Genomic DNA, 26,619 nt, shown 5'->3' on the forward strand with positions numbered 1-26,619 from the left:
CCTCCTTAGTTAAAGTGATATGAATTTAAGAATTTTAGTGCTTTAATCATTTTTGGATTACCACCAGCTAGCGGTCTCCAATCAAATTGAATGGTTGTTGCGCCAGCATCCTCTAGGTTATCTGCAAAACTTTTCAGTCCAACATTAATGATTTTAGGTGATGCTGAGATAAGATCGGTGATTGCTTCTGAATAAGGTAATTCAATCTTTTCGGTAATTGCATTATCTTCGACGGGTAATTGTGCGTATTGAACGTTATAGCCTAGATATTGTAATGATGTCAAGACTGCATGGGCATTACTTTCTGCGACAAAGACACCGATATCTTGAAGAATTTGAGTTTGGGCAGCAAGGTCTTGCGGATCACGTTGTGTGCCACAAATTGTTGCAACAAACTGTAAATCGCGGTTCGCTTGACGTGCTTCTTGCATTAATTCAAGAATGGTTGGTGCAAGTGAACCCGCCATGTCAATATGAGATCCATAACCTAGAACTACATCAAACAACACAACACCTGTTCGGGGATCTTTAGCAGCTTCTTTCATTAATTCAATCCGTTTACTTGGGTCAATCATTGGATGCGGACGTCCTTGGGTGTATTCATCATCCCCCAAGTCGATGACTTCAAAGCCATCATGGTTCAACATAAACCCGTGTGGTTTTTTACCACCTTTCGGCAATTCGAGCGCTTCTTCGATCAGCATTGCTGCTTCCGATGCTAACGTTCCTCCAGAGTAGTAACCTTTAATGACTGATCCTTCTAAGCTTGCGATCGGTGCTACCACCGGACGGTTCATATCTAAGTCACGTGGATTTTTTCCCTCAGACAAAGCGACTGCTGCTTTTGCAGCTTCTTCCAAGGTATACGCATGATAAATATTACTTTCATGATGCGTTGGTTTCGCTCCTAGGAATAGTGCGACAACCGGTTTGTCTAACGTGCGTAAGTAGTTTTCAATTTTTTCCTGAACGACTTTTGAAGGTGGTTTTGAAACAACCATAATCACTTTGGTATCAGCTTGCGCTTGAAGGTGGTGAATGCTATCGAGCATTGTAATACCTTGAACGGCTTCATTCAGGTCACGCCCCCCGGTTCCAAGAGCACTTGAAATACCTTCACCTGCTTTATCGATAAGTGTTGTTACTTCTTGGATACCTGTTCCTGATGCACCAACAACGCCGATAGTTCCTTGTTGTACTTTATTTGTAAAGGCGATTGGAACACCTGCAATAATTCCTGTTCCACAATCTGGACCCATAACAAGAAGATCCAATTGATGTGCTTTTTCTTTTAATCGCACTTCATCTTCGAGCGAAACGTTGTCACTAAACAAAAATACATTAAGGCCTTTGTCTAATGCTGTATCCGCTTCGTCGGCAGCATAAATCCCTGGAATCGAGAAAACAGCGAGATTTGCATCTGGTAACGCTTTGAGTGCATTGTCCCAATTACGAACAACGGTCGTTTGCGTTGCGCCATCCTCTTTATCACTTTTATTGAGAAATGCTTCAATTGCCTCCATGACAACATCCACAGTTTCTGTTTCATTGATGTCCATAACAATTGCGATATCATCTGCGGCTGCGTTCGCAACATCTTCTGTTAAGAGATCAGCTTGGCCAAAGATATCTTTATTGGCAGCTGTGGCCATCATGATTGATACACGATTGACACCCTCAAGTGCGGCAATTTCATTCGTCAACAACATGAGTACAACTGAATCTTTATATGCATTCTTTTTAATTATTGTTTTTAACATAGCACATGTCCTTTCCTGCTTTATGTACTTTAATCTTAATCGGTCAACTACAACGAGTCATTATCCAATCTAGATAAACAAATAGGCAATTCTTATCCGAAATCGACGATTTTTTTAGAAAATATGGATATCTTAAGATGCAAAAAGACGTTCAGATTTGGAAATCTAAAACGTCTTTTTTAATGATATTATTGAAGACCAAATTTAACAGTCTTTTCTGTTTCAACAGTGATACGACCCGATTTTACAACCACTGATTTAGTCGGTAAATCAATAATTGCATCGCCATATGACGTTGTATCAAGTAGGACCATATCCGCATTGTTACCAACTGCAATTCCATAACCCTCAAGACCCAATGCTTTCGCAGGGTTTGTTGTGATCATGGGTAAGACGGTTGGTAAATCTGCCGCCCCACCTAAGTGAGCAACAGGAATTGCTAACATTGCTGTTTGGACAATATCGCCAGTTCCATAAGGGGTAAAGGCGTTACGAATATTGTTGGTTGCGATACATACATTGACACCTGCATCACGTAGTTTACGCATTGGTGTCACAGTACGACGGACATTGTAAGTATCGTTACGAGCACCTAAGTGTAAATCAGTTGCTGGAAGCGCCATAACACTAATCCCTGCTTCAGCCATTAATTCAAGAATTGGTTGCAGTTCTTCGGGAGGTAAAGCCGCGATCGCTGTTAAGTGACCCACAGATACTTTCCCTTGGTAGCCATTTTCAATTGTTTTCTTTGCAAGGTATTCAATTGAAATTTTGTCAGCATCATCCGCAAAGTCTTGGTGTAAATCGAGTGGTTTATCAAAACGTTTCGCAAGCTCAAAGACATAATCGATATGCTCTTTTGCATCACGATCGTTGTAAGGAACTGCTCCGACAACATCTGCACCACGTTCCATTGCTTCAACCATCATGGCCTCTGTTCCTGGTGCTTTAAAAATACCTTCTTGCGGGAATGCAACCACTTGAATATCAATATAATCTTTAAACTCTTCTTTGAGTTTCATGATTACTTCGAATCCTGTAAATCCTTGCGATGGGTCGAATTCTGCATGCGTACGCATAAACGTTACACCATTGGGAATGATTAACTCTTGAAGCGCAGTTTTGGCACGTGTATAAATATCCTCTGCGGAAAATGTTGGTTTGAGGGATGCGGTCACTTCGATTGCCTCTTTTAATGTACCTGATAGATTGGGTTTGCGATTTGCAATCAATGCTTTATCTAAGTGAATGTGACTTTCGACAAATCCTGGAACGAGTACGCGCCCTCTACCATCAATCACACGTGTTGCGGAAGTATCAATGGTGTCTTCAATCGCAACAATTTTACCATTCTCAACAGCAACATCTTTCAATGCCCCATCTTGATCAATACGAACTTGTTTAAAAATTAAATCCATGTTTCTTGTCCTCCTCTAAATTAAACGGCAATAAATGAAATAACCATGAGTATCCCTGCAGCAATTGATACCCATTTAACGTTTCCTTTAACGACATCAAGAATCGGAATTTGGAATCCTGATGACAAGGCTTGCATCGTTATGTTAACAAAACTCATTTGACTTCCCATTCCGACACCCATCGTTACAAAACCAAGTGCAAGTGGGGAGAATCCTAACGCTACACCAACTGGTAGAACTAAGGTTAGAATGGATCCAACATACGCTCCGGCCGGAATACCAATGAGAATACCTGTGAGCACCGCAACCGGAACCACCAATGCAGCAGGAGCTGCTGATGCAACGTTAGCGATAACTGCAAACGTACCTGTACTTGCAATAACATTAATAAATCCTAAGAAGATACCCACTTGGAATAGACGTGTCAGAATATAATTTGATCCATCAATCATAGAGCTAAATGCTTTATTGATCCCTGTATCCGTACAGACAAAGATTAAGATGACGGTTACAAGCATATACATTATTGGTGAGAATAGTGGGAAACCAGTTGCTTTATCTACAAGCGGTCCAAAGATTACTGCAAAGAGTAAATAAATGGCAGGAATCGTATTTTTGAAAAGTTGACCGTTTGTCATTTTGGCATACGTTTCATCTTCTGATTTGCGGAAACCAAGTTTACGACGTTTCGCACCCCAGAAAGCTAAGACAATTGCCAACCCTAGGAAAAGTAACCAATAAGGCATCATAGTGCTAACATATGTCGAAACTTCAAAGCCACCTAATTGTGATGTAATACTTGATTCAAGCGATGCCGGTGATGTCGTAAACGACACTGCAGCAGCAATGGACATAGCAGCAATAAGTTCTGGAACTGCACCAACAGCTGCGAAAGCAAGCGGTGCGATAACCATGGCACTACCACCACCAATACCTGACATATAGGTTGCGGCAGCCACTAGGATAACTAAGAATGCGGAAACATATTCCACCTTCCCTTTTGTAGCACGGTTAACAAGTTCCAATGATGATGTATAACTTCCAGCGGTAAAGACAGCCATCGCTACAGCAGAGTTAATAATTGGAACTGTAATTGTCATCATTGTGGGAATGGCTGACAATACTTCTTTATTCACTTGGGCAATTGTGATTCCACCAATTAGCATCGCTACCCCTGCTGATATCGCACCCGCAAGTACCATATCAACTTTTAAAAATAGTAGCACCAATACCAAAATAAGTGGTATTAATACTAGGAATGCTTGAATTCCTGTAGGTGCACCGATTTCACTAATTTCAAGTGCGAGCACACTTTGCATTGAAATTAAAGTTAATGCAAAGACAAGAGTTAAAGACATCCATAACTTTCTCCCTTTGAGTCTCATAAATTCCTCCTTTGTTATGAGTTCATAACGCTACAGAGACATAGTGTTTGTTCTGTATTTTTATTCTATCCTAGGTTCTGGTCTATTGCTTTTCCGTATTAAGATAAAAAAAATCTCTTTTTTGTCCATTATGGATAATGTGAAAAAACTGTTCAATCATGAACAGTTCAGTCTTTATTGTAATTACCTAAGAGTTGCGAGATACGTATCCCAATCATCACTTGCAACATTTCATCGGGATTATCAAAATCGAGATTGGTTAACTCTTTGATTTTTTCGATCCGATAGCGCACTGTTTTCGGGTGAACAAAGAGTATGTCTGATGTTTGTTTATAGTTTTGATTTGAATCTAAAAATACCCGAACTGTTTCAAAATACTCAGGGTCATATTCTTGAAGCATACGAATCTTGTCGGAAATATAATCGTTTAAGTCATTTTCTTTCGATAGTTCCAACAGAATACGATAAATTCCTAGATCTTTATAAAGCATCACAAAGGCATCCTGCTTAATCATGTTTGATAGTTGCACGACGCGCAACGGTTGTGCTGCAAGTTTAGGAATATCACTCAGTTGCCCTTGATCACTAATCCCGACACGTAATACTAAATCCCCTTTATTATGATTTTCGTAGATGGGCTTGAGTGTTTCTTGAACATAATCTTTGAACGATTGATCTGTCGTAAAATTATCCTCGACAATCAACGTAATCCGATTCGAGAAGATACGATAGGCATTCTTTGGCCATATTGAACTGATTGCATGAATTAATCCCGTCGTACATGCCATATAATCGGTATGTTCCTGGAATGAGCGTTTTCCACTGGCAACTTTTCCTTGGAAATGTTGCCACGTAACAACCCGATATTTTTTATCAAGCGATAACTTGAGAATTAAGGCATTCTCATTCAATTCTTCCGTATTTTTGTATTTACCGTTTAAGATGTGGTCCACAACGTCATTAATATGACTTTCTTTTTCCCGCGACAATGCAACTTGTTTGATACTTTCAAATTGAAGGGTACTTGCTGCATTTTCAATTGCCATATAGTCGATCATTTCCACAAATGTTTGTGCTTCACGAATCGCTAAGAAAATTGTGTGGCCATCCATACCTGGGACTTTACAAATTAGACGTGACTGTAACGTATCGGACACCATCACCAATTCACGCGAATAGTCGTAATGCATATATTTTTCAGGAAACAACTCGCGAGCATTGGTAATTTCAAAGTCAATCGGGTGAAGTTCTGTGGATGCAAGACAATGATTGTTTTCGTCATAAATCGAGACATCACGACCAATTATTTTCTTTAAGACTTTGATAACATCGACATATTCTGGTTCTTTCATTGCGAGCGTTTTGAATTCATGGTGGACATTTTGGTATACATCAAGCATATCTGCTTTTTGATTTATCAAGTTTTGCATGATTTCCAAGATAATATTACGATACGATACCGTTGCATCGATTTGAATTAACGGAAGATTTTGATCAGAACACCCTTCGATGAGTCCCGCAGGAATTTCATCAATGAAGCGCCCCATCTTCACGATAATGCCACTTGCACCATGCTTACGTAAGCCCGCCACAAAATCAGTATATTCCTGACGTGTACTTTCTTGCAATGAATACAAACTACTCAACACAAGTTGACCTGGCTTTAACCAGTTATCAATATCGTGTGCTTCCATGACGATCACATCACTCACTTCATTGTATAACCCCTCTTTACCCGAAAGTAACGTTGCGGTTTGAAGTGATGGAATATCAAGTACATCTTTGACTCTATAAATCATACAATCACCTGTCCTTAGTCTTAATTATACACTAGAGCTAAAAAAACATGCTGTCATTGCTCATAACATGCAATATCTTTCGTTTTTTTCCCTTAAATGGCTAAGGGCATTCATCTTAATTAGGATTATGATATCGTGTATAAGGATGGTTTTTGATTATGACACCCAATCACACAACATACTTTCGCGCGCCACATGCACATGCAACCCTGTTTTATTTTCACGGTGGCGGATTGATGTTTGGTAATCGCGACGATTTGCCGCAAGATATTCGCGACTATTGGCACCAACACGGTTACGATATCATCGCCATTGATTACCCTTTGGCACCTGAAGCAACCTTAGACGATATTATTAAATCATTAAGGGACACGATTCGATTATGTATCGACACCGACGCGCTGACGCAATATAGTTTCTTCGGACGTTCTGCAGGCGCATTTCTCGCCTTTCAATTACACCGTTATTTTGCACCTGAATTTATTATCGCATTCTATGGCTATACGATTAGTGATCGCCAATGGCTTCTAGAGCCCAACAAACATTACATGCAATACCCAACACTAAACCCCTCATCATTAGCACGCATGATTCAAACGATTCCGCCATATCGATCAACGGTTGAATCGCGATACGCACTGTATGTAAACGCACGACAAACAGGAACATGGTTACAGCAACTTCAAACCACACCCCCATCGATCGACCCAACACTCTTGCCTCCGACATTTCTTTGGCATAGCATCTTCGATCCTGATGTCCCCTTCCGTGAATCCAAATACATCGTTGACCATGCACCACACGCTGAACTCCATCACAGCACGCAACGCATCCACGAGATCGATACCACTGCTTTTAAAGATATTGTGGAACCACTGACAGCTTTTATTCATCCCTATAAAAAAACATAGCGTTGCTATGTTTTTTTAACGAATACGATACTTGCCATGCGATATCAGATATTGACCAACACCAACCATTGCAATACCAATTCCTGCAATTGTCAGGATACGTTCTAATTCAATGGGGTCATCATCCATCTTCTGTTTTCTTTCAACTGAGTTTAAGGCTTGATTATACGGATCGGGAGTTTTCGCTGATACCGATGAGTAATGATAGGTCAGAAGAACAACCCAAACCAAGACAATTGTTAATAAACCAGATTGACGGGCATGTTTGCTTCTTTGCATGTTCATACTTTCACCAATTCCTTTATATATAAACTATATGCGAATTCTAGTAAGACTACAAATTATGATTTGAACAAAATTTCCTAATTTATATAGGCTTTATATATGAAGTATGTGGATAATTTATGTCGATAATATCACAAATCAAAAGTCTGAAATATCCGTAAGATAAAAAAAAGCACACCTGTTTGGTGCGCTTTCCTAATGATGGCCATTCACGACTGATCATTGATAAATCTAGACAGTTTCACGCTTGCGACGTTTCATACCGATAATTACAAGACCCACACCCACTAAGATAAATCCAAGATGAGATTGAGACACTCCTGTATTCGGAAGTTTTTTATCACTTTCATTCTTTTCGTAAACCAATGTTACAACTGTTTTCGGTTTTGTGAGTGTTCCTTCCAACGGCTCTGAAGTCACATCAATGCGTTTGAATGTATATCCCTTAATAGCAATCGGCGTTACAACGTAAGGGCTGTTTAAGTCATGTGTTGTTTGCACTTGCGGTGCAATAACATGTCCTTTTTCATCACGATAGTTCACTTCAAGAACAACAGCATCGGGAATAACCGGACCTGTATTTTGTGCGTAAACTAAGGTTACTACCGTATCCCCTGCTCCTAATTTTCCACTTAAAGGAGCTGACCCCTCTTGAATCGATTTAAAGGTATAGCCATCAATATCAAGAATCGAGACCGTGTAAGTATCATTAATTTTGTGAGTTAATGTTGTTGTTGGGACGATTGTTTTACCATTCTCATCAACGTAATTAACAATCAATGTTGCAGCCTTTTTACGATAAATAAATGTCATATTCTGACTGTCGACGGTAAATGATCCATTTGCCGGTGCTCCCTCATGACGGACAAACTCATATGCATCATATGTTTTTGGACTTAATGAATAAGCACTTCCTACTTTTCCAGTTATTGTTTCAACATCCAACGTTTCAACAATTGTTCCCGTTTCGTCAACAAGAACATGTTTGGCTTCGACTGTCCCATTCACGACAGGTAGTGGCGAAACAAAACCAACCCGGTAGTGATAGTTTTCGTTATCGACAACAGTAACTGTATCCGACAATCCTGAAGCATCAAAACGGTTTCCTAACAACGCATTCACTTTGCTTGTGATATTGAAATTTTCCGGAATCTTCACCCGAATTTGATAGTTCCCTGGATCCACATTTGGGAATGCATAATAGCCACTGTCTGAGGTTTGCGACGATGCAACAACTACGCCATTTGAGAGTAACTCAAGCTCTACGCCTGCCATTACCGTTTCATTCTCATCTTGATAACCATCACGATCCGAATCATGGAAGGCATATCCATCGATTCCTACGATTCCTAACTGAAGGTTAAAACCAAAATCAAAAGAATTAAAGGTTGGCTTATATGCGTTAGGAACCATGTTTCCATCCAATACATATCCGAAATTGTCAAAATCAACATAGGTTCCACTTTCAATGACGCCAATGTTTTTAAAAATTGCTTGGGTCATTTCTCGATTTTCAGGTGTACCTTCAAGATATTCGTTAAATTGTAAACTGCTTGCCATACCTGAAGCGACTGAACTTAATGGATACAAGGATTGATCAAACGATAGGTATAGGGCATTGTTGAAAAGGTGATGTTGACCCAATGCCAGCATTTTCGGATCTTGTTCACGAATCGCGAACTGACCCGGAGATACTTGCACAGCATAGTCTGCATTGGGATTTCCTTCCCATACACTACTGTCAAATTCAAAATTCATTGTAAAGATATTCAACAGTTCATCTGCTGGAAGATCTTCAAGACGTTCCAATTCAGGCTTTGTACGTTGATATTCTTTTAAAATTCCATCGTAAAGTGAGATACCATTAATGGCTTCAAAATCAAAAAGGTAGGCTGCACTGCCTTCTTTAAGCTCGTAAGTTGGATTAAAGTGCTCATAGTACGATTTGATGATTTTTGATTCTGTTCGATACATACCATTTGCAAATACTGCATCGTTATTAGCAAAGAGTTCTGCACCGATGATACGGTAACGGTTATTGCTTGGATTTGTAATTCGGAATTGATGTGAGTTAACCTGTCCAGGAATTACACTACCTGTACTTCCAAAATACTCTTTTAGGTTGCCAAAAGCAACAACACCGGACCCGTCAGGATTTTCTGTAATTGGGCCTTGTCGAAGTTGATTGAATGAGATTTTATTGTCAACTATGTTGAGATTCTTAACAGCAGTGGACAACTCATTTTCGTTGATAACCGTAACGGTACCATCTGATTTGACATTCACGATCATTGTCACAGGAACATAGTTCTCGAGAACAAACGTCATTGTAACTGTATCTTCTGTTTGACCACCTAGATCAATGTTGAAGCGGTCTTGTTCAAATTTAACTGTTGTCGTATCTTTGAGCGAAGACGTTGCAACCTCTGTGTCATTTAACAAATTAGGGACAATTACATCAACACTTACATTGCTTCGTTTTAATGTAAATGTTGCGAAAGGACCAGAAAATACAGCTTCATGGCCTACAGTGTCAATAAATGTACCGGTTCCATCATTTCCTTGATTGTAATGAATTGCACCAGTCGCAAGTTCGTAACCGGGTGCATTTATTTCATATCGGAAATCAACCCCATCAGGCATGTTCTTATATGATGGTTTATAGAAGGTATAACGGTAACCGCGTTCAAGAGGAACTAACGACCCGTCGTAATCATAAACATTTAAGTACGGTGTCGCATTTTCTGGGTCCACCGAAAGCATCACCATGCTATTTGCTTCAAACTTATTCGTGACTGGATGACTTTCTTGTTTTAAGTTCCAATACGACTCATTTTCGTTTTTCACTAATTCTGATGACACTAATCCATTTTCGCGTGTCGTGTTCGTGATGGCAGTTTCACCATCAACTGACAACGTATCGCCAATGACTTTGTAGTAAGTTCTGTTATCAAAATAGTTAAGCACATATTCATAGTCTGTGTTCTCAGACACGTTAAGGTTTATTTGTAGACCTTCACTTGTCTCATACAGACCATGGAACGTCCAATCTTGCTTACCTTTTTCTCGAATTGAGAATGTATAGTTCGTTTTTTTCTTCGCAATACTTGTAGGTATTGTGAAACGAACATTGACTGTTTTTGGTTCTTGTGGCGTATTATCTGCAGCGATACCATTCATCGATGATACTGCAATCATTGCGACAAGAAAAAATGACAATAATGTTCTAAAAGTCTTTTTCATATCTTTTACCCCCCCAGGTGATTTGTTCTATACTACAATTATATATCACAATTCTATTAATAGTGTATGAATTTAATGTGTAATCTGTTAATTAAAAAAGCAAAGTGCCTTAATTATGACACTTTGCTCGTTAACTTATTTATTTCCGTTCAATTTTAACAATTTCATGATTTCTACAATAGCTAGAGGTGCGAACATAATTGTTAACACAACTTGCCAGTGGTGAGCATCTAAGTAACCTAATGAGAATACATCATTAACTGCTGGTATGAAGAGAACACCCAACATCATTGCTGCATTCAAGATAACAGCCCCAATGAGGTATTTGTTTTTCCAGAATGATGTAAAGACTGATTTAGATTTGGAGTGAACACTAAATGCATGAATTAATTGAGAGAATCCCAATGTTATAAATGCCATAGTACGACCCATTTCTGTATTTCCAGCTTCCCAAAGTAAACCAGCACCATACATGTAAGCAAACAATGCAGCGCCACCAACAACAATTCCTTGGTAAGCAACACGCCACATCAATTCTTTTGACATGATTGAGTTACTGCGGTCTGGTGCACGATCCATGATATCATCTTCCGCTTCATCAACACCAAGTGCCAATGCTGGAAGACTATCTGTGACTAGGTTAATCCATAGTAAGTGAATTGGTAATAATGGTGAATCCCAGTTCATTAAGATTGCAACCATAAGTAAGATTAATTCACCCATGTTACAGGATAGAAGGTATGCGATCGATTTGATAATGTTATCTTTAATACGACGACCTTCTTCAACCGCAACAACAACTGTCGCAAAGTTATCATCAGTTAAGACCATATCCGCTGCACTTTTCGCAACTTCCGTTCCAACAACACCCATCGCAGCACCAATATCAGCACGTTTCAATGCTGGTGCATCATTAACACCATCTCCGGTCATCGCAACAATATCGCCATGACGTTTCCATGCTGAGATAATACGCATCTTATGTTCTGGTGAAACTCGCGCATAAACACCAATGTGTTGGACTTGATTGAATAAGTCATCATCTGACATTTCATCAACTTCTTTACCTGTCACAACCATTTGGCCATCTTCTAGTAAGCCAATATCTCGTCCAATTGCTTCTGCAGTTGTAGCGTGGTCTCCGGTAATCATAACAACACGAATTCCAGCTTTTTTACTTAATGCAATCGCTTCTGTAACTTCTGGACGTGGCGGATCAATCATCCCTACAATCCCTACAAATACGAGATCAGACTCGATTTCGGATGCTTCAAGTTCTGTTTCGTTCACAACTTTTTTAGCGAGTGCAAGGACACGGAGTGCTTTGCTACCCATTGCTTTATTATTTTCTTGAATACGTGCAATGTAGTCATCAGAAATTGGAAGAATTTCTCCATTAACTTCCATGTACTTCACAACACTTAAAATTTCATCAACACCACCTTTAACGAAGACTGTTTTGACACCGTCAATATCGTTAATGGTACTCATACGTTTACGTCCTGAATCAAATGGAACTTCGTTTAAACGTGTATGTTTTGCAAGTAGCTCCGTAGCATTTAGGCCAACAACTTCTGCCCAAACAGAAAGTGCTGTTTCAGTTGGATCACCAACCCAGTTTCCATCAATTTTACGTGAGTCATTGCAAAGGAGCAATCCTCGTGAAAGTTCTTCTTGACTGTTTTCAGTCCAGAATTCTTGCACTGTCATAACATTTTGTGTCAACGTTCCCGTTTTATCACTACAGATGACCGTTGCAGATCCCAGTGTTTCAACAGATGGCAAGTTACGAACAATTGCATTACGTTCAACCAAACGGTTAACACCTAAAGCTAAGACAACGGTCGCAACAGCTGGTAAACTTTCAGGAACAACCGCTACAGCTAAAGAAACGGCTGTAAGGAACATTTCGAGAAGGTCATGATTATTCATCACCCCAACCACTAAAATAACACTACATGCAATCACTGCACCAATACCAAGGACTTTACCTAATTGGTTCAGTTGAACTTGGAGTGGTGTTGGATCATTTTTGGTTTCATTTAGAAGTGTCGCAATTTTACCAACTTCGGTATTCATTCCTACTGCCGATACAACGCCACGACCACGACCATAAGTTACAGTTCCTGAGGAGTACGCCATATTTCTACGATCTCCTAAGACTGCATCTTCTGGCAACACGATGTCTTCTTCTTTTTCAACTGGAACACTTTCTCCAGTCAGGGATGCTTCTTGCACTTGGAGTGAGTTCGACTCAATAACCCGAACATCAGCTGCAACTAAGTCCCCAGCATCGAGAACGAGTATGTCTCCAACCACTAATTCTGGTGAACTAATTGTTTGTTCGTGTCCACCGCGAATGACTTTCGCATGGGGTGTCGACATATCTTGTAGTGCCTTCAATGATTTTTCTGCTTTATCCTCTTGTACCAAACCAATAATTGCATTTAGCACAACAATTGCGATAATAATGATTGCATCAGCACCTTCACCTGCAATACCACTAATTACAGCAGCAACAAGTAAGATGATAATCATTACATCTTTAAACTGATCTATAAAACGCATTGCAAGTGAACGACGTTTTTGCTCAACAAGTTTGTTCTCTCCGTTTTTTTCACGGGATTCAATGACTTGTTGTTCAGTCAAACCGTTTACGAGATCCATCTCTTTAGACAATTCGTCTAAGGATTTCGTATATAGTTTTTTATCTTCCATGGGCAACCTCCTTCTTTCAACTTGGATAGCAATAAAAAAAACTCTATCCGCGCCCTTAATACATGGATAAAGTCTCGAATTGAACGCGCTCCCGGACTTATCAGTCGTATTGACGACAACGCGACCTGTATGACAGGCTTCTACTCCCTTTATGTTTATAATTCTATCAAATGAACCTTGTATAGTCAAAGAATACAAAGAAAAAACATTGATAATTCTGTGTTAACGTTAAACATGTTCACACGCAAAAAACGACCCCACTGAGGTCGTTTTAAATTGTATGATTTTGATCAAAGACTTTGGAGTAAATGAAGCTAATCATTTTTCCAAGACTTAAAGTCGCCAACACGGTGGCAAGATTAAATTGACCACCAAGGAGCACACCAATTACGAGGAGACTGGAATCTGTTCCCCAACGAATCCGATGATACGGTTGATTCAAACGATAACTCAATGACAAGATCATCGCATCGGTCCCTTGTTGTCCGACATTTGCATAGATTGCCATCGCAATCCCAAACGCACATACCGCCAACCCCGTAAACATCATGACGTAATTCCATGGCAACATTTGAACCTGAGGAAAATGAGGCATGGTAAGATCAATACCCGCTTGGACAAAAAATGGTGTTATAAGGGTCCCAACTCCTACTTGTTTACGATCAAGGATAAGGGCAATCAGTGCCATGCCCATCATTGTAAAATTACTAGCCATGCCAACTGTTATCCCAAACGTTTTGGATAAACCATCAAAGAATACTGTTATTGGGTCCGCACCCAAACCTGTATTCATTGCAATCGCAATACCACATCCAGACAAAAATGCCCCTAAACAGAGCCATCCATACCGAACCAATTTGTTCATAACTTCCTCTAGTTTCTGTTATTTGATTGCTTTCTTTAAAATGATTGTTTTAACTGGATATCCAAAGACATCATCAGCTAAATATTCAAGTTCTTCAAAGCCTTTACGTTTATAGAACGTCTCACCAATAAAATTACCATTTTCGAGTTCTACCACAAGGATTCGATGTTGAACGCGGGGATCATTTTCAACATAATCCATAAGTTGTGTTCCAATACCATCTTTTTGGTGGGTCGGTAACACATAAAGGGATAACAGACGGGTGTCTTCCTCACGAATATCATAGTTTGCGAATCCGACAACATAGTCATCTTGCGTTGCCACTACAAATTCTTGTGTTTCAATGCGCTCTTTGATGGCTTCGATTGTATAGAATCGTTCCATAAATTTTTCTTGCACATCTTGGGGAATGAGGTCACTGTACGCTTGTTCCCATCCGAGCATGACAATAAGCTTAATGGCTTCTGCATCTTGCTTCGTTGCTTGTCTAATCATATTTTTCTCCTTTTATGACTGAAAAAGAACTACTTGAGCTCTGCGTAAATCGCTTTTCTATTAAACTGTGTATTTAATGCTTATACATTTTAGCAAGTTTATTCTGCAAGTTCAATTGTAACCGCTTTATGTGTGTATTGCGTGAAATGTTTTCAGAAAAATACAGTTTTGTTAGGGGTGCTATTTGATGCAAATTGAGTTACAATTTTAATATAGAATATGGAGGTTTATCAATGACTAATACAGTACTCGTTCGGCCTGCATCCATGGAAGATCTTGCAACCATTCACAATCTCTCGCGAATTGAACTTGGATATGATTATGATTTTGATACCCTTCAGTCTAACTTCCGAATACTACGAACGGACCCAAATCATAAGATACAGGTTGCAGTGCTTGAAAATGTAGTGGTCGGTTTTCTTCATGTGAATCGTTACGACTCATTGCTTGGTCCTGCAATGACTAATATCATGGCAATTGCCGTTGATCAAAATTATCGGGGACAAGGTATTGGAAAGATACTGCTCAATGCGGCGGAATTATGGGCGCGCGAACAGCAGACAGTTGGTATTCGCTTGCTATCGTCAGAAAACCGCGTCAATGCACATGGTTTTTATCAACACAATGACTATGCATCACATAAGAAACAATTGAAATTTGAAAAATTCTTTGAATGAGCAAACAAAAAAAAAAAAAAAGGAAGTACTGTCGTACTTCCTTTTATCTTTATCGATTAAAGTGATGATAATGCGCGGTTCACACCTTGAACAATAAATCCAAATCCAAGCATGAGAACCATGAAGCTCTCAACTGCTGATGGATTGAATAACATTGAAACGGCATAAACAATCACGATGACATCCACAATAATAACAACATAACGTGCCCATGCGGTACGGATCATTGATGCGAACTGTAATTGTAATGCTGCATCTGTAATAATCCAGAACATCATGAGGTATGCAAGAATTTGCGTACTCTTAATGAAGTCTGTAAATAAGAACATAACCCCTAAGAGCAATAACAAGATTCCTTCAATTGTATTCATAGTTGAAATCTGTGGGAACGCACGTAAGCGAATTCCGTTTAATACTAGGACTGCTCCAACAGCAAGCATTCCCCACCCAATAATTAGTGAAATTGATAAAAGTGTTGTCATTGGATTCATCACAACGATGATTCCAAAGATGACATATAAAATACCGACAATAACACTCTTTAATTTGTTATCTTTTTCATTTGTATATTCCATTTTGTTTTCCCCCTTATGTATACGTCTATCATAAACCCTAACTATTCCAATTCACAGTAATTCACATCTAATTTCACATAAATATCACAATAATTTTAGATAATTGCAATTCCATACACAAACATTATCTTTGTATACGTTTTCTTCATAATCGCCAACCTAAATATCTGTTCTTTATAACACGAAAGTAATTGTATTATGAGTTCAACGGACTATAATAAAACTATCAGGAGGTTCTTGTATGATTTCAATTCACAACATTAGTAAATCCTACCACACAACAAAAGCCATTGATAATGTATCCTTTGACGTCCATCCTGGAGAAATTGTTGGATTTATTGGTCCGAATGGTGCAGGTAAATCAACAACCATAAAAGTATTACTAAACTACATTTTTGCTGACCACGGTGATGCCTCAATTCTGAATATGTCTTGTGTCGCTAAATCGAAGGAAATTAAGCACGTGCTTGGATATGTCCCTAGCGAAGTGAATTTCTATCCTGAATTCACAGCACTGGAGGTCATAAACCACACCATGCGTACCCATAACTGTACCAACATTACATTACGTGATACTTTGTGTGACGACTTCCAAGTTGATACCCACAAGCGTATGAAGGAACTCTCTTTAGGAAACAAGAAGAAAGTTGCGATTGTGTGTGCTTTAGTAATTGAGCCTCAAGTCCTAATCATGGATGAACCAACCAACGGACTTGATCCACTCATTCAAAAAATGTTATTTCAATACACAAAACATGCAGCGTCTAAAAACACGGCAATCCTCATCTCAAGTCATAATCTTCGGGAAATTCAGGAACACTGTGACCGCGCAATCTTTATCAAGTCAGGAAAAATTATCCAGACAATTGATCTGAAGTCACTTCCTTTATCAGGAAAATTTGTCAAGGTTAAAGGAGATATTCGAGGTTTGGAAGCATTGGCATCCCAAGTTTTATCTCAAGACGCAACAAGTATTGCTGCAATTTTTACTTTACCTCTTAATGACTTAATGACAACATTGCACAACCGTGACCTACAAGACCTAATCATTGAGGATGTGTCCATCGAACATCAGTTCATTGAATACTATAAGGAGAACACTCATGAAACTTCACTTTAAGCTCAACATGAAAAGTATGGTTGTTTGGATCGTTACCTTATCCGCAATGATTGTTGGATTTATGGCCTTTTATCCAACTATGGCCGATACTTCGATGCAAGCACTCATCCAAGGCGTCCCGGATTCAATGTTACAAGTACTTGGTTTTGATCATTTCCCTGATTTTAGTAAGATAGAGGTTTTTTACGGTTATATTATGCAGTACATTATGATGGGAATTGCAGTCTATGCCATTGTTTTGGGGTTGAATACATTTAGTAAGGAAGTTCGTGATGGCACGATTGAATTTCTGTATGCGCAGCCAATCACACGCTCGGAACTTGTACTCCAAAAACTGGCAGCCAACACACTCGTTCTAACAATTGTTACCACCGTCATGATTTTGGTAAGTTGTCTTACTTTTGCAATTTTTCTTCCAACCGGTATTTTTCTGAATGATTTAGTGATGCAATCACTCCCCGTCTTTGCTTCTTTTTGGATCCTTGCCGAAGTATTTTTAGTCTTAGGTACTGGCTTATCGTTATTGCTTCCGACATCTTTATCCACAATGGGTGTTGCTATGGCGGTTGTATTTATTCCGTATGTCTTGGGAATGATGGCACAAATGGTAGAGGCACTCGAACCTTTAAAATTCATCTCAATTCTACATACGAGCATGCCCGATCAAATTTACGCGGGTACTGTAGATTTCCTTTCCATTGGCTTATGGAGTCTGCTCGCAATCGGTACTTTCTGCTTCGGGATGTATCATTTCCAAAAACGTGACATCAATATTTAGAGCCTGACTTGAATCAGGCTCTTTTTTATCGAAGATTTAGATATCCGCATAGGTAACACACGAAATCGTTTCATCCATTTTTAATTTTTTTGCAAAGTCGGAGTGAATTAAAAATTGCGTTACATACGCACGATTCTTTAATAATGCTGATCCTTCAAATAAATCGAAATCAAGATAGCCAGGATGACACATCACTTCAACACTCTCGTGCTCACGTATCGCTTTAAGTAAATTACTTAAATACACATGAAGACGATGCTCTGGCTCAATCCCCACAAAATCAAATAACGGTTCAAAGTATGTTACATGAGCGATTGTATCTGGTAATGCAAAGTTATTCCGCACAGGTAAGTTGTACTTCTGTGCTAATGCGATAACAATGTCCTGTTGCTTTGGAAAGCTGTGAACGTGATGGTGACTATCAAGATGTGTGGGTGTTAATCCCGCATCGTAGATTTTTTTTATTTGTGCGTCCCATTCTTGATAGACTTCGTTGAGGTCATAGTCTTGATCAGATTCAAAATACGAAAGTTTCTTGAATTGACCGGTATGATCCACTATTGTTTTATGATTGGCACAAAGCGGATAGCCACACGTTAAGGTAAGATGAACACCAATTCCCAGTCCAGGATTTTCGTGTGCTAAACTTACCGCATGGTCAAATCCAGGCATCCCTGCCATGAGTGTTGTTGATGTCAAAATTCCATATTTGAACGAATCGATGATTGCATAGTTCATACCTCGACTGTATCCGAAATCATCTGCATTAAAAATTACTTTTCCCATAATTAAAGCTCCTTCACTTTCGCCATATACCGTCTTGTTGGTATCGCATAGATTACAATAACTAGAATTGCAATTAATAGTTCGCATAAAGCAGTCACCAAATCGCCACCGGTTCCCATCAAGCCCTTGAGACCAAACGGTATAAACCATGGAACTGCATAGGTATAAACTTGCATGATTTCGAGAACCGTGAGAGTATACCCGACTGCACTTGCCAAAAGTGGTGCAAGGATGAACGCTACTTTGAATTCACAATTGTCGACAATAGGTAATCCAAAAATTAACGGTTCATTGATGTTGAACAGTGCTGGGACAAAACTTTGTTCCATTTCAGGTAGTACGTTTCGACGGGGTCGGCGCAATACATAATTGATAAGTATACCACCCGTTAGCCCAGCGCCTGTAGCGGCTGCAAAATTTGTATAAAATGTAGCGTTAATAATATGCTGCACCGGCAAACCTTGTATCAAAGCATGCATATTGATAATTGTGCTAAAAATTATAGCCGGTTCAAACCAAGCTGCAAGAAGTGCATCCCCATGCAACCCTCGATACCACAATAGCTGTAACACTAGTATCAATAACAAAAACACGATCGGATTTTGATATACGCTAAAGAGTAGGTTAAAGCTACTTTGAATATACCCAATGACCGGAAAGGGGATTTGCATAACCCCCCATATCAAAGCGTACACTGCAATTAATTTGAAACACTGACGTGCTAAACTTGAAGCGCTCTCTTTGATAGATTGAGGAATTGAAGTCGGGAGTGATAAAGTTAGATGTCCCATTATTTTATCGACGCTTGTATCAATCAGAACGACGCATAGAGGAATCATGAAGGCAAAGCTTATATACTCAATTGAGGTGCTTCCAAAATTGCGTAACGGCAATTCAAAAGCCACCCATGCAATCAGTGACATCAAATAATTTGTGATTCGATTGAGTGTATACTTTTGACCCAATACGTACATAAAGATTACTAAAGTAAGTGGTGACAGATAACTGTACACTATTTCGAATACAAGCTGTGATACCATCTGTAGTTCCTGCCAACGACCACCACTCATTACAGCAACCACTTGCCCCAATAGCATCAACATAGATAATGGAATCACTGTATTCAAAAGCACCGTCGTTGTCTGATGTAGCGCTTGAAGTGGTCGATAGTCCTTGGCTTTGAATAAGATGTGCTCAAGCTTAGAAACAATCATGATAATTCAGGCCAGTAGTCTCGATTTGCTTCGATTAGAGCATCTAACACTTTTTTAGCGACTAGCATTGATGGTACTGTTTGGTTCAACGTAATGGCTTGCAGTGCCTTTAGATATGATTGTTCGAAGAAAGCATCTACCCACAGTTTTTCAGAAGCAACTTGTGCTTCCATAAGCCCTTTGTGGAAATCACAAATTGGGGCCCCGCGTCGTATCGCTTCAACACCTTTAGCACCAACATAGGCTGGAACTTCCACGACCGCATCGGCCCGAAGATTCTCAATAGCTCCATGATTCGGAACAATTAGATTGAACCGCTTATTAAGATCTTGATGGAGTGACACGGCGATATCAATAATATATTGACCATGTATTTCGTTCTCCATCGTATAAGTTTTTAAGTTATCGCTATCACCATCAAGAATTGCTTGATAGAAATGATCCATATATTGATTGCGTCCATCCATAACATAATTCGCACGGGTATATGTCTTGTCTGCTTTCGCAACTTTCTCATCGCCCATTAAGTAATATTCGAGATAATTATTGGGGATACTGTCTGGGAAGTAGGAAATCATTCGCCCGAGATTGACATATGTTTCTTTCCAACTGTCATCCCCTTCTTTTAACCAAACCCCTTCTTCTTGCGCACGTTTGAGTACATCGGGAAGAATGTCGCGATCATGTTCTTTATCGTAAATTCCTGTAAACCATCCAAAGTGGTTAAGCCCATAATAATCTGGAATCCAAGCATCATGATCATATCCATAAATATCCGCCAGTGTTTTCGATATGCTGATTGCCATATCACACGCATTGATGATTTTGGCTTTCGGATATGCTCGTCGTACAGCCTCCGATATTATGGTCTCTGGATTGGTGTAGTTTAGAATCCAAGCATTGGGTGCATACGTTAAGCATTGTCCCACCAATTCTAGAAATTGTGGCATGGTGCGCATCCCATACGCAAAGCCACCAACACCACATGTCTCTTGACCCACAAGACCAAACTCTAATGGGATTTTTTCATCCTTCTCTCGCATTTCCAACCCACCAACGCGAATTTGCGAAAAAATGTAGTCCACATTTTCAAATGCAATTTTTGGATCGGTTGTCTCAAGAATTCGAATGGATTTTCCAGCTTTTCGTAAGAGATAGTCAACAATCACAAAAGTACGGTGATTTTTTGCTTCGGAGATATCATACAAACGAATCTCTGCAACAGGAAACATGTCTTTAACATTTAACATTGCTTGAATAATGCCTGGGGTGTAGGTACTTCCTGCCCCAGCAATACAAATACTGATTGGTTCTTTTTTCATATTTTTCCTCTCTTCATCGATATGTAAGCGTTACCTTGACCTTTTAATCATTCCTACTTATACTAGGCATATACCAGACACGTTTGTCCTTAGGAGGTCTCATGCAACAGCTACATTACGAACTGCATTACTTTAAAAATCCTAATTATCCGATCATTTTTCATATCGATACATTGTATAAACAAAGTTCGCATATCGTTGCTCACTGGCACGCCAACATTGAACTCTTATATGTCGTTTCGGGTGAAGCTGTTGTCGAAATTGATGGACAGCCTGTTCGTGCGAAGCGAGGCGAAATCGTAATTATTAATTCCAATTCAATCCATAGTGTCCGAAGTGAAACGGATGAAGTAGTCTATTTTTGCCTAATCATGGATTCTACCTTTTGCAGAAGTCTCAATTTCGATACTGTCAATTGTCGTTTTCACCATTTAACGAACGATTTAGAAATGCGTAATATCTTTCAAATAATCGCAAACGAAAGTCAACAAGCTAAACCTTTTTATCAAAAAGCTGTGCGCGCTCTGTGTAATACAATGTTAATTCTTCTGTATCGCAACCAGTTGATTGAGCATACGCTTGTCCGGACGAATACGTCCGATCGTATGGCTATCATTAAGCAAGCAATCGAGTACATTCATCATCACTTTAATCGTGATATTAGCCTTGATGAAATCAGCCAAGAAATTGGCATTAGTAAATTTTACTTCTGTCGGATTTTCAAAGACGTGACCGGCATTACGCCGAATAATTATATATTCCAAGTTCGTTGCAATCATGCTCATCAACTACTATCAGAGCGTGATCTCAGCGTTGCGGAATGCAGTGACATTTGTGGTTTTAATTCCACAGCATATTTCACAAAATGCTTCAAATCGGTCTTCGGTTTCCCACCTTCACACATTCATCGTCACAAAGATCAACCTATTTATGGGACTCAGCGAGATGCACACTCAGGGCAACGGTCTGTTTTCATCTCTACCAATGGACAAGCGGAACCGACCCCGTTATAGCGATGCTTTATACGCTGCTTCAATTTCTTGAAGCAGCTTTTTATTGTGCAACGCTCGAATCGCTGTGAGGGCAAGGACAACACCCGCTTTTTGAATTCCTTTATGAGCAACACTTGATGTTCCATTATCCACCCATTGCCACGAATGCATGGGCGTTCCTTGCGGCTCGCAGGCAATAAAAATTTGGGCTGTTGGAACACGCCAACTTACATCACCTACGTCTGTTGATACAAAGTCTTGAGATCCATATGCCCCAGGGCGTATGGTCGTGTCGAAGATGGCATCGGAAGGCGTTATGGCATACCATGATAAGTGGTTTAGGTCATGGTCATCAAGATGAACTGCTCCCGCTTCGTGCATGACTGACTCCAAAAGTTTGGATAGTGGCTCGTTGGCATTGTAATCAAGACATCGTGCATCTGTCTCAATAGAAACTGTGGTTTCAGTCATTAAAGCTGCACCCTTCGCGACTTGTTTCACCCGTTGTACAAGATTGTCTAACACATCACGATTCTCAGCACGAACATAATAATGAAGCGTCGCTTGTTGTTGAACGACATTAGCGGATTTACCACCTGCATCCAAATATGCATAATGAATGCGTGATGTTGAGGGCATATGCTCGCGCAAATAATTTACCCCGACATTCATTAATTCACAGGCATCTAAAGCTGACCGTCCACATTCTGGGGCTCCAGAAGCATGGCTCGCTTTTCCACGAAATGTAAGTTTCAGTGTATTTACCGCTAGTGTCCTTTCAACCCAGACCTGTGAATATGCATTCGGGTGCCAGGTCAGCATGAATGTCGTGCCGTCGAATACCCCTTTTTCAGCCATGATTGCTTTTGCATAACCACTTTCTTCTGCCGGACATCCAAAGACTTTGATTGTTGTATTAGTATCTTCAGTTTCGATTACATCTTTACAAAGTAAGGCAGCGAACACAGCTCCAGCTCCCAGTAAGTTGTGACCACATCCATGACCAGGACTTCCGTTGGGACAGTTTACATAAGCTAGCGCTTTTTGTCCCATGCCTTCAAGTGCATCAAATTCGGCCAAAAAGCCAACGGTTTTAGGACCAGACCCCCACGTTGCCACAAACGCATGCTCAACTCCCGCAACCCCATAGGTTACATCGAATCCTTTCGATACAAGATAATTCCCTAAAAGTCGTGATGACTTTGGTGTCTCAAATTGCACTTCGGCATAGTGCCAAATGCGATCAGATAGTGTTGCGATTTCGTCAAAATACTGTGCTGAGATGGCCTCTAACGATTTGCCGTTGATTGTCTTATCGTGCATTGTGTGGTACGTCCTTTCTAGTTGTCTTTATTAAGTATTTTGGTACGCATGAGATTTAATTTATCAAGAGTCTTCATAATACGTTGCGTCGATTCTAAAGGTACAGGCAAGCTATCACTCTCAATGGCTTCGCACAAAACATGAATTAAACCTTCGTAGAGTGATTCCTGCAACTCGAATGCTGCATCATCCATGAAGATTTTGAAAGGTGGATCGCCGACTTTAATCCAACGAATTTCAAATGTTTTATCCGATATCGTCCCGCTTAAATATTCATAAGTATCATTAATTTCTAATTTTTTGATGGTGACTTCGGCCGACAAAGCATACAACATTTCCAAACAGTGAATGCCATACCAATGATACGACGGAATACCGTCCACAAATGTTAGTGGCCCTTCGATGACAATATGTGTCGTTGTCTCAAATCGAGCATATGCGTTTGTTACCAATTGCGTAAACCGTAATGCTGATGACGAGTACACGCGCAAGTCATGCTTTCGAATGTACTGTTTCATCTCGGTAAATGATGTCATATTATAGACAATTGGTTTATCAATGAATATTGGTTTATGTGTCTGAGTCAGTGCCTTTAGAATATCAAGGTGCGAATCCGCATCTCCAGCAAGAATCCACCATGCATCAACATCAGGCATCGATTCTAATGTCAGTATTGGCACGGAATCTGGAAGCGACGCCAAAATGGATGCCCGGCGATTGCGATAGAAATCAACACGCGATAGACCATCATCGACGACACCCGCTATCTCAAACCGCCTTTGAAAACGGGCATCATTTTTTATATATTCAACGAATGCCGATACATGAGATGTATCGGCACCAACGATTCCGATCTTATATGGATTCTGATGCTGCATAGTTTTTCCATAGTTCGCGGTTCGATTCAACAAATTTATCATCGTTTAAATGAGGATAGCGTTCATAGACCTCATCGATGTATTCTGATTGGCCTTCACTCAGACATTCTTTGTCCAATAGACACCAATTGCCTTGCATCAACCCTTGGCGAGCAAGGACTTCATTGATACCAGCAATACATCCCTTAAAATTATTGCGGACATCAAAGAACGCTGCATTTGTATCCGTTACTTGAGTCCCCAATGTTAATAACGTTTGGATTTCTGTTTGGCTTTCCCGTGCATGTTTAATTCGTTCGAAAAGTTGGACATTCGTGTGCGTCCACACAGACCAATGGCCAAGCAATCCTCCGACGATGCGTTTTCGAACACATTTACCATCAATCATCATTTCATAATCCGTCAATAAATCCGGAATAATGTTGTCATCATTCCCAGTATAGACAGCAATTTCTTCACAACGTTTTGATAACATAACTGCTTTCATAACATCTAATGATTGGTATCGGTTAAATGGCGCAATTTTAACTGCTATTACATTGTCAATATTCATAAATGCAGTCCAAAATTCAAACGATAGGATACGACCACCCGCAGAAGGTTGAAGATAAAACCCTATAACAGGGATGACCGCTGCAACTGCTCGTGTGCGTTCTAATAGCGCTTCTTCCGAGTAACTATCCAAATGACCCATACTTAAAAGACCCGCACAATAGCCAAGTGATTTTGCTAAACGGGCTTCATCACAAGCCTGTTCAGTTGGGCCAGATAGGCCTGCAATCATAAGAAATGGTCGGTCAAGGTTACGTTTGGAAACCTCTTCCGCTGCCAATCGTAATACAGGTTCGTACAAGTTAAACTTTGGATCACGAATCTCAAATTGTGTCGTATGAACACCAACCGCAATCCCACCGACGCCGGCGTCAATATAGTAGTGGGTTAAAGCACGTTGCGCTAAAACATCCAATGATTTATCAACATTCAACGCAAGGGGATGGGCTGGAATTACAGTTCCAGAAAAGAGTAAATCATGTTGCGCTTGATTCATTAGTATTTACCCTCTCTTTCTTGGAAATGAGTTGGTTTATCCAACTGTGATCCTTCATGTTCAATCCAAGTTGCTACAATTTCAATCATTTCTCGTATACTGGTTTTCGGATAACCAAACAGTTCATGTGATTTTGAAGCATTACTTAGCAATGCTGATGGTGCTTCCGTCCCTACAATCGTTACTGGTTTTTTAAAGCGCGCTCCAAAACGGTCTGCAAGCCATCGTACAGAAAGTGTTTCTGGCCCTGTAATGTTTAAGACATTAGCCGGAACTGTAGTATGAAGTAATGATCGAAGCGCCATCTCACTCGCATCCGGTTGCCAAATTACATTAACCTGACCCATCGTTACATCAACAGGTTTGCCTTCATAGACGTTTCGTGCAAGTTCTACCAAGACCCCATAACGTACATCAATCGCATAGTTAAGACGATAAATCGCTACCGGTGTTTGATTGGTCTTTGAGAAATGCTCAAAAATACGTTCACGACCTAAGCATGACTGGGCATACTCACCGATTGCTTCTGGCATGCTTTCTTCTGAAGGTGCTCCCGCTTCAACATTAACAAGAGGATAGACACAACCTGTAGAGAACACCACAATGCGTGAGTCTTTAAAGACTTCCGCTACACGACCGGGCAAGTAACTGTTAAGTGCCCATGTATAGGACTCATTCCCGGTACTACCAAACTTGTAACCAACCATGAATATTACGTTCTTGACTTTTGGTAAGGATTGAAGGGATGCGTCGTTCATAAAATCAGCAACCAACGTTTGTACCCCAATTGCCTCAAGGGCATCACGCGAATGATTACCATCTGAGAAACGAGCAACACCATAAACATTCTTTTCAATACCGGCTTTCTTCAAGGCATCCATAAGCAATGCCGATAGGTTATAGCCAATCTTTCCACTCACTCCTAGAATAATAATATCGCCATCTAGTGACTTCATATCATTAACTAGCGCATCCGAGGCGGTGTTCATTTCGGTTTCTATCTTATCTAATAGATTCATACAATCTC

22 protein-coding genes are annotated in these 26,619 nt (G+C 40.0%); 5 read left to right on the plus strand and 17 right to left on the minus strand.

The window, feature by feature from the left end; genetic code table 11:
* Nucleotides 1–5: 5 nt before the first annotated feature.
* From fdrA to GVV20_RS03715, 4 genes are all read right to left on the minus strand, one after another.
* Entirely contained in the window at nt 6–1,760 is a 1,755-nt protein-coding gene (gene fdrA, locus GVV20_RS03700) for an acyl-CoA synthetase FdrA (RefSeq protein WP_159740049.1), read from the minus strand.
* Between the two features lie 188 nt (nt 1,761–1,948).
* Nucleotides 1,949–3,178 (minus strand): amidohydrolase family protein, encoded by a 1,230-nt coding sequence (locus tag GVV20_RS03705; protein WP_159740048.1) that lies wholly within the window; start codon nt 3,176–3,178, stop codon nt 1,949–1,951.
* 20 nt (nt 3,179–3,198) lie between these two features.
* Complete coding sequence (locus GVV20_RS03710) at nt 3,199–4,563, minus strand: citrate transporter (RefSeq protein ID WP_159649505.1); 1,365 nt, start codon at nt 4,561–4,563, stop codon at nt 3,199–3,201.
* Nucleotides 4,564–4,730: 167 nt separating this feature from the next.
* Nucleotides 4,731–6,362, minus strand: a complete 1,632-nt coding sequence (locus GVV20_RS03715) for a PucR family transcriptional regulator (RefSeq protein ID WP_159740047.1) — start codon at nt 6,360–6,362, stop codon at nt 4,731–4,733.
* A gap of 158 nt (nt 6,363–6,520) precedes the next feature.
* Here GVV20_RS03715 and GVV20_RS03720 point away from each other — a divergent pair, with 158 nt between their 5' ends.
* Entirely contained in the window at nt 6,521–7,273 is a 753-nt protein-coding gene (locus GVV20_RS03720; RefSeq protein WP_159740046.1) for an alpha/beta hydrolase fold domain-containing protein, read from the plus strand.
* 15 nt (nt 7,274–7,288) lie between these two features.
* On the opposite strand, the gene GVV20_RS03725 is transcribed toward GVV20_RS03720, so the two are convergent.
* From GVV20_RS03725 to GVV20_RS03745, 5 genes are all read right to left on the minus strand, one after another.
* Nucleotides 7,289–7,558: a hypothetical protein gene (locus GVV20_RS03725; RefSeq protein WP_159740045.1), complete on the minus strand. Its 270-nt coding sequence runs from the start codon at nt 7,556–7,558 to the stop codon at nt 7,289–7,291.
* 231 nt (nt 7,559–7,789) lie between these two features.
* Entirely contained in the window at nt 7,790–10,801 is a 3,012-nt protein-coding gene (locus GVV20_RS03730; protein WP_159740044.1) for a MucBP domain-containing protein, read from the minus strand.
* 135 nt (nt 10,802–10,936) lie between these two features.
* Entirely contained in the window at nt 10,937–13,519 is a 2,583-nt protein-coding gene (locus GVV20_RS03735; RefSeq protein ID WP_159740043.1) for a calcium-translocating P-type ATPase, PMCA-type, read from the minus strand.
* 271 nt (nt 13,520–13,790) lie between these two features.
* A complete protein-coding gene (locus tag GVV20_RS03740; protein WP_159740042.1) occupies nt 13,791–14,384 on the minus strand; it encodes a YczE/YyaS/YitT family protein in 594 nt (197 codons plus the stop codon).
* An 18-nt stretch (nt 14,385–14,402) separates the two neighbouring features.
* Complete coding sequence (locus tag GVV20_RS03745; RefSeq protein WP_159740041.1) at nt 14,403–14,879, minus strand: GNAT family N-acetyltransferase; 477 nt, start codon at nt 14,877–14,879, stop codon at nt 14,403–14,405.
* Between the two features lie 233 nt (nt 14,880–15,112).
* Between GVV20_RS03745 and GVV20_RS03750 the strand changes: the two genes are divergently transcribed.
* Nucleotides 15,113–15,556, plus strand: coding sequence for a GNAT family N-acetyltransferase (locus GVV20_RS03750; protein WP_159740040.1), 444 nt, complete (start codon nt 15,113–15,115; stop codon nt 15,554–15,556).
* A 56-nt stretch (nt 15,557–15,612) separates the two neighbouring features.
* Here the strand turns inward: GVV20_RS03750 and GVV20_RS03755 are convergent, their stop codons facing one another.
* Nucleotides 15,613–16,131 (minus strand): DUF308 domain-containing protein, encoded by a 519-nt coding sequence (locus GVV20_RS03755; protein WP_159740039.1) that lies wholly within the window; start codon nt 16,129–16,131, stop codon nt 15,613–15,615.
* Between the two features lie 241 nt (nt 16,132–16,372).
* Between GVV20_RS03755 and GVV20_RS03760 the strand changes: the two genes are divergently transcribed.
* Complete coding sequence (locus GVV20_RS03760) at nt 16,373–17,251, plus strand: ABC transporter ATP-binding protein (RefSeq protein WP_159740038.1); 879 nt, start codon at nt 16,373–16,375, stop codon at nt 17,249–17,251.
* Nucleotides 17,235–18,029 carry an ABC transporter permease subunit gene (locus GVV20_RS03765; RefSeq protein WP_159740037.1) on the plus strand — a complete coding sequence of 265 codons (795 nt, stop codon included), beginning with the start codon at nt 17,235–17,237 and terminating at the stop codon, nt 18,027–18,029. The genes GVV20_RS03760 and GVV20_RS03765 overlap by 17 nt, the downstream gene beginning before the upstream one ends.
* Before the next feature lie 36 nt (nt 18,030–18,065).
* Here GVV20_RS03765 and GVV20_RS03770 read toward each other — a convergent pair whose 3' ends face one another.
* The 3 genes from GVV20_RS03770 to GVV20_RS03780 are packed head-to-tail and all read right to left on the minus strand — an operon-like array spanning nt 18,066 to nt 21,351.
* The gene (locus GVV20_RS03770) at nt 18,066–18,815 is read right to left on the minus strand and encodes a carbohydrate deacetylase (protein WP_159740036.1); all 750 of its coding nucleotides are present in this window, start codon (nt 18,813–18,815) and stop codon (nt 18,066–18,068) included.
* 2 nt (nt 18,816–18,817) lie between these two features.
* Nucleotides 18,818–20,029 (minus strand): PTS transporter subunit EIIC, encoded by a 1,212-nt coding sequence (locus GVV20_RS03775; RefSeq protein WP_159740035.1) that lies wholly within the window; start codon nt 20,027–20,029, stop codon nt 18,818–18,820.
* A complete protein-coding gene (locus GVV20_RS03780; protein WP_159740034.1) occupies nt 20,026–21,351 on the minus strand; it encodes a family 4 glycosyl hydrolase in 1,326 nt (441 codons plus the stop codon). The genes GVV20_RS03775 and GVV20_RS03780 overlap by 4 nt, the downstream gene beginning before the upstream one ends.
* 101 nt (nt 21,352–21,452) lie before the next feature.
* Here GVV20_RS03780 and GVV20_RS03785 point away from each other — a divergent pair, with 101 nt between their 5' ends.
* On the plus strand, nt 21,453–22,364 hold the full coding sequence (locus tag GVV20_RS03785; RefSeq protein WP_159740033.1) for a helix-turn-helix domain-containing protein: 912 nt from the start codon (nt 21,453–21,455) through the stop codon (nt 22,362–22,364).
* Here GVV20_RS03785 and GVV20_RS03790 read toward each other — a convergent pair.
* Genes GVV20_RS03790 through GVV20_RS03805 form a run of 4 tightly spaced genes read right to left on the minus strand, consistent with a single transcriptional unit; the run spans nt 22,359 to nt 26,611 of the window.
* Nucleotides 22,359–23,666: an amidohydrolase gene (locus GVV20_RS03790; RefSeq protein ID WP_159740032.1), complete on the minus strand. Its 1,308-nt coding sequence runs from the start codon at nt 23,664–23,666 to the stop codon at nt 22,359–22,361. The genes GVV20_RS03785 and GVV20_RS03790 overlap by 6 nt on opposite strands.
* Nucleotides 23,667–23,683: 17 nt before the next feature.
* The gene (locus GVV20_RS03795) at nt 23,684–24,544 is read right to left on the minus strand and encodes a Gfo/Idh/MocA family oxidoreductase (protein WP_159740031.1); all 861 of its coding nucleotides are present in this window, start codon (nt 24,542–24,544) and stop codon (nt 23,684–23,686) included.
* Complete coding sequence (locus tag GVV20_RS03800; protein WP_159740030.1) at nt 24,522–25,592, minus strand: dihydrodipicolinate synthase family protein; 1,071 nt, start codon at nt 25,590–25,592, stop codon at nt 24,522–24,524. Before GVV20_RS03800 ends, GVV20_RS03795 begins: the two co-directional genes overlap by 23 nt.
* The gene (locus GVV20_RS03805) at nt 25,592–26,611 is read right to left on the minus strand and encodes an NAD-dependent epimerase/dehydratase family protein (protein WP_159740029.1); all 1,020 of its coding nucleotides are present in this window, start codon (nt 26,609–26,611) and stop codon (nt 25,592–25,594) included. Before GVV20_RS03805 ends, GVV20_RS03800 begins: the two co-directional genes overlap by 1 nt.
* Nucleotides 26,612–26,619 lie beyond the last annotated feature (8 nt).

It is taken from the genome of Erysipelothrix aquatica, from assembly GCF_009828775.2.
In the GTDB taxonomy this organism is placed as follows: domain Bacteria; phylum Bacillota_I; class Bacilli_A; order Erysipelotrichales; family Erysipelotrichaceae; genus Erysipelothrix; species Erysipelothrix aquatica.

Excerpts from the sequence above, each read along its gene's own strand:
- fdrA (WP_159740049.1), bottom strand. The coding sequence starts at position 1,760 with ATGTTAAAAACAATAATTAAAAAGAATGCATATAAAGATTCAGTTGTA.
- GVV20_RS03705 (WP_159740048.1), bottom strand. The coding sequence starts at position 3,178 with ATGGATTTAATTTTTAAACAAGTTCGTATTGATCAAGATGGGGCATTG.
- GVV20_RS03710 (WP_159649505.1), bottom strand. The coding sequence starts at position 4,563 with ATGAGACTCAAAGGGAGAAAGTTATGGATGTCTTTAACTCTTGTCTTT.
- GVV20_RS03715 (WP_159740047.1), bottom strand. The coding sequence starts at position 6,362 with ATGATTTATAGAGTCAAAGATGTACTTGATATTCCATCACTTCAAACC.
- GVV20_RS03720 (WP_159740046.1), top strand. The coding sequence starts at position 6,521 with ATGACACCCAATCACACAACATACTTTCGCGCGCCACATGCACATGCA.
- GVV20_RS03725 (WP_159740045.1), bottom strand. The coding sequence starts at position 7,558 with ATGAACATGCAAAGAAGCAAACATGCCCGTCAATCTGGTTTATTAACA.
- GVV20_RS03730 (WP_159740044.1), bottom strand. The coding sequence starts at position 10,801 with ATGAAAAAGACTTTTAGAACATTATTGTCATTTTTTCTTGTCGCAATG.
- GVV20_RS03735 (WP_159740043.1), bottom strand. The coding sequence starts at position 13,519 with ATGGAAGATAAAAAACTATATACGAAATCCTTAGACGAATTGTCTAAA.
- GVV20_RS03740 (WP_159740042.1), bottom strand. The coding sequence starts at position 14,384 with ATGAACAAATTGGTTCGGTATGGATGGCTCTGTTTAGGGGCATTTTTG.
- GVV20_RS03745 (WP_159740041.1), bottom strand. The coding sequence starts at position 14,879 with ATGATTAGACAAGCAACGAAGCAAGATGCAGAAGCCATTAAGCTTATT.
- GVV20_RS03750 (WP_159740040.1), top strand. The coding sequence starts at position 15,113 with ATGACTAATACAGTACTCGTTCGGCCTGCATCCATGGAAGATCTTGCA.
- GVV20_RS03755 (WP_159740039.1), bottom strand. The coding sequence starts at position 16,131 with ATGGAATATACAAATGAAAAAGATAACAAATTAAAGAGTGTTATTGTC.
- GVV20_RS03760 (WP_159740038.1), top strand. The coding sequence starts at position 16,373 with ATGATTTCAATTCACAACATTAGTAAATCCTACCACACAACAAAAGCC.
- GVV20_RS03765 (WP_159740037.1), top strand. The coding sequence starts at position 17,235 with ATGAAACTTCACTTTAAGCTCAACATGAAAAGTATGGTTGTTTGGATC.
- GVV20_RS03770 (WP_159740036.1), bottom strand. The coding sequence starts at position 18,815 with ATGGGAAAAGTAATTTTTAATGCAGATGATTTCGGATACAGTCGAGGT.
- GVV20_RS03775 (WP_159740035.1), bottom strand. The coding sequence starts at position 20,029 with ATGATTGTTTCTAAGCTTGAGCACATCTTATTCAAAGCCAAGGACTAT.
- GVV20_RS03780 (WP_159740034.1), bottom strand. The coding sequence starts at position 21,351 with ATGAAAAAAGAACCAATCAGTATTTGTATTGCTGGGGCAGGAAGTACC.
- GVV20_RS03785 (WP_159740033.1), top strand. The coding sequence starts at position 21,453 with ATGCAACAGCTACATTACGAACTGCATTACTTTAAAAATCCTAATTAT.
- GVV20_RS03790 (WP_159740032.1), bottom strand. The coding sequence starts at position 23,666 with ATGCACGATAAGACAATCAACGGCAAATCGTTAGAGGCCATCTCAGCA.
- GVV20_RS03795 (WP_159740031.1), bottom strand. The coding sequence starts at position 24,544 with ATGCAGCATCAGAATCCATATAAGATCGGAATCGTTGGTGCCGATACA.
- GVV20_RS03800 (WP_159740030.1), bottom strand. The coding sequence starts at position 25,592 with ATGAATCAAGCGCAACATGATTTACTCTTTTCTGGAACTGTAATTCCA.
- GVV20_RS03805 (WP_159740029.1), bottom strand. The coding sequence starts at position 26,611 with ATGAATCTATTAGATAAGATAGAAACCGAAATGAACACCGCCTCGGAT.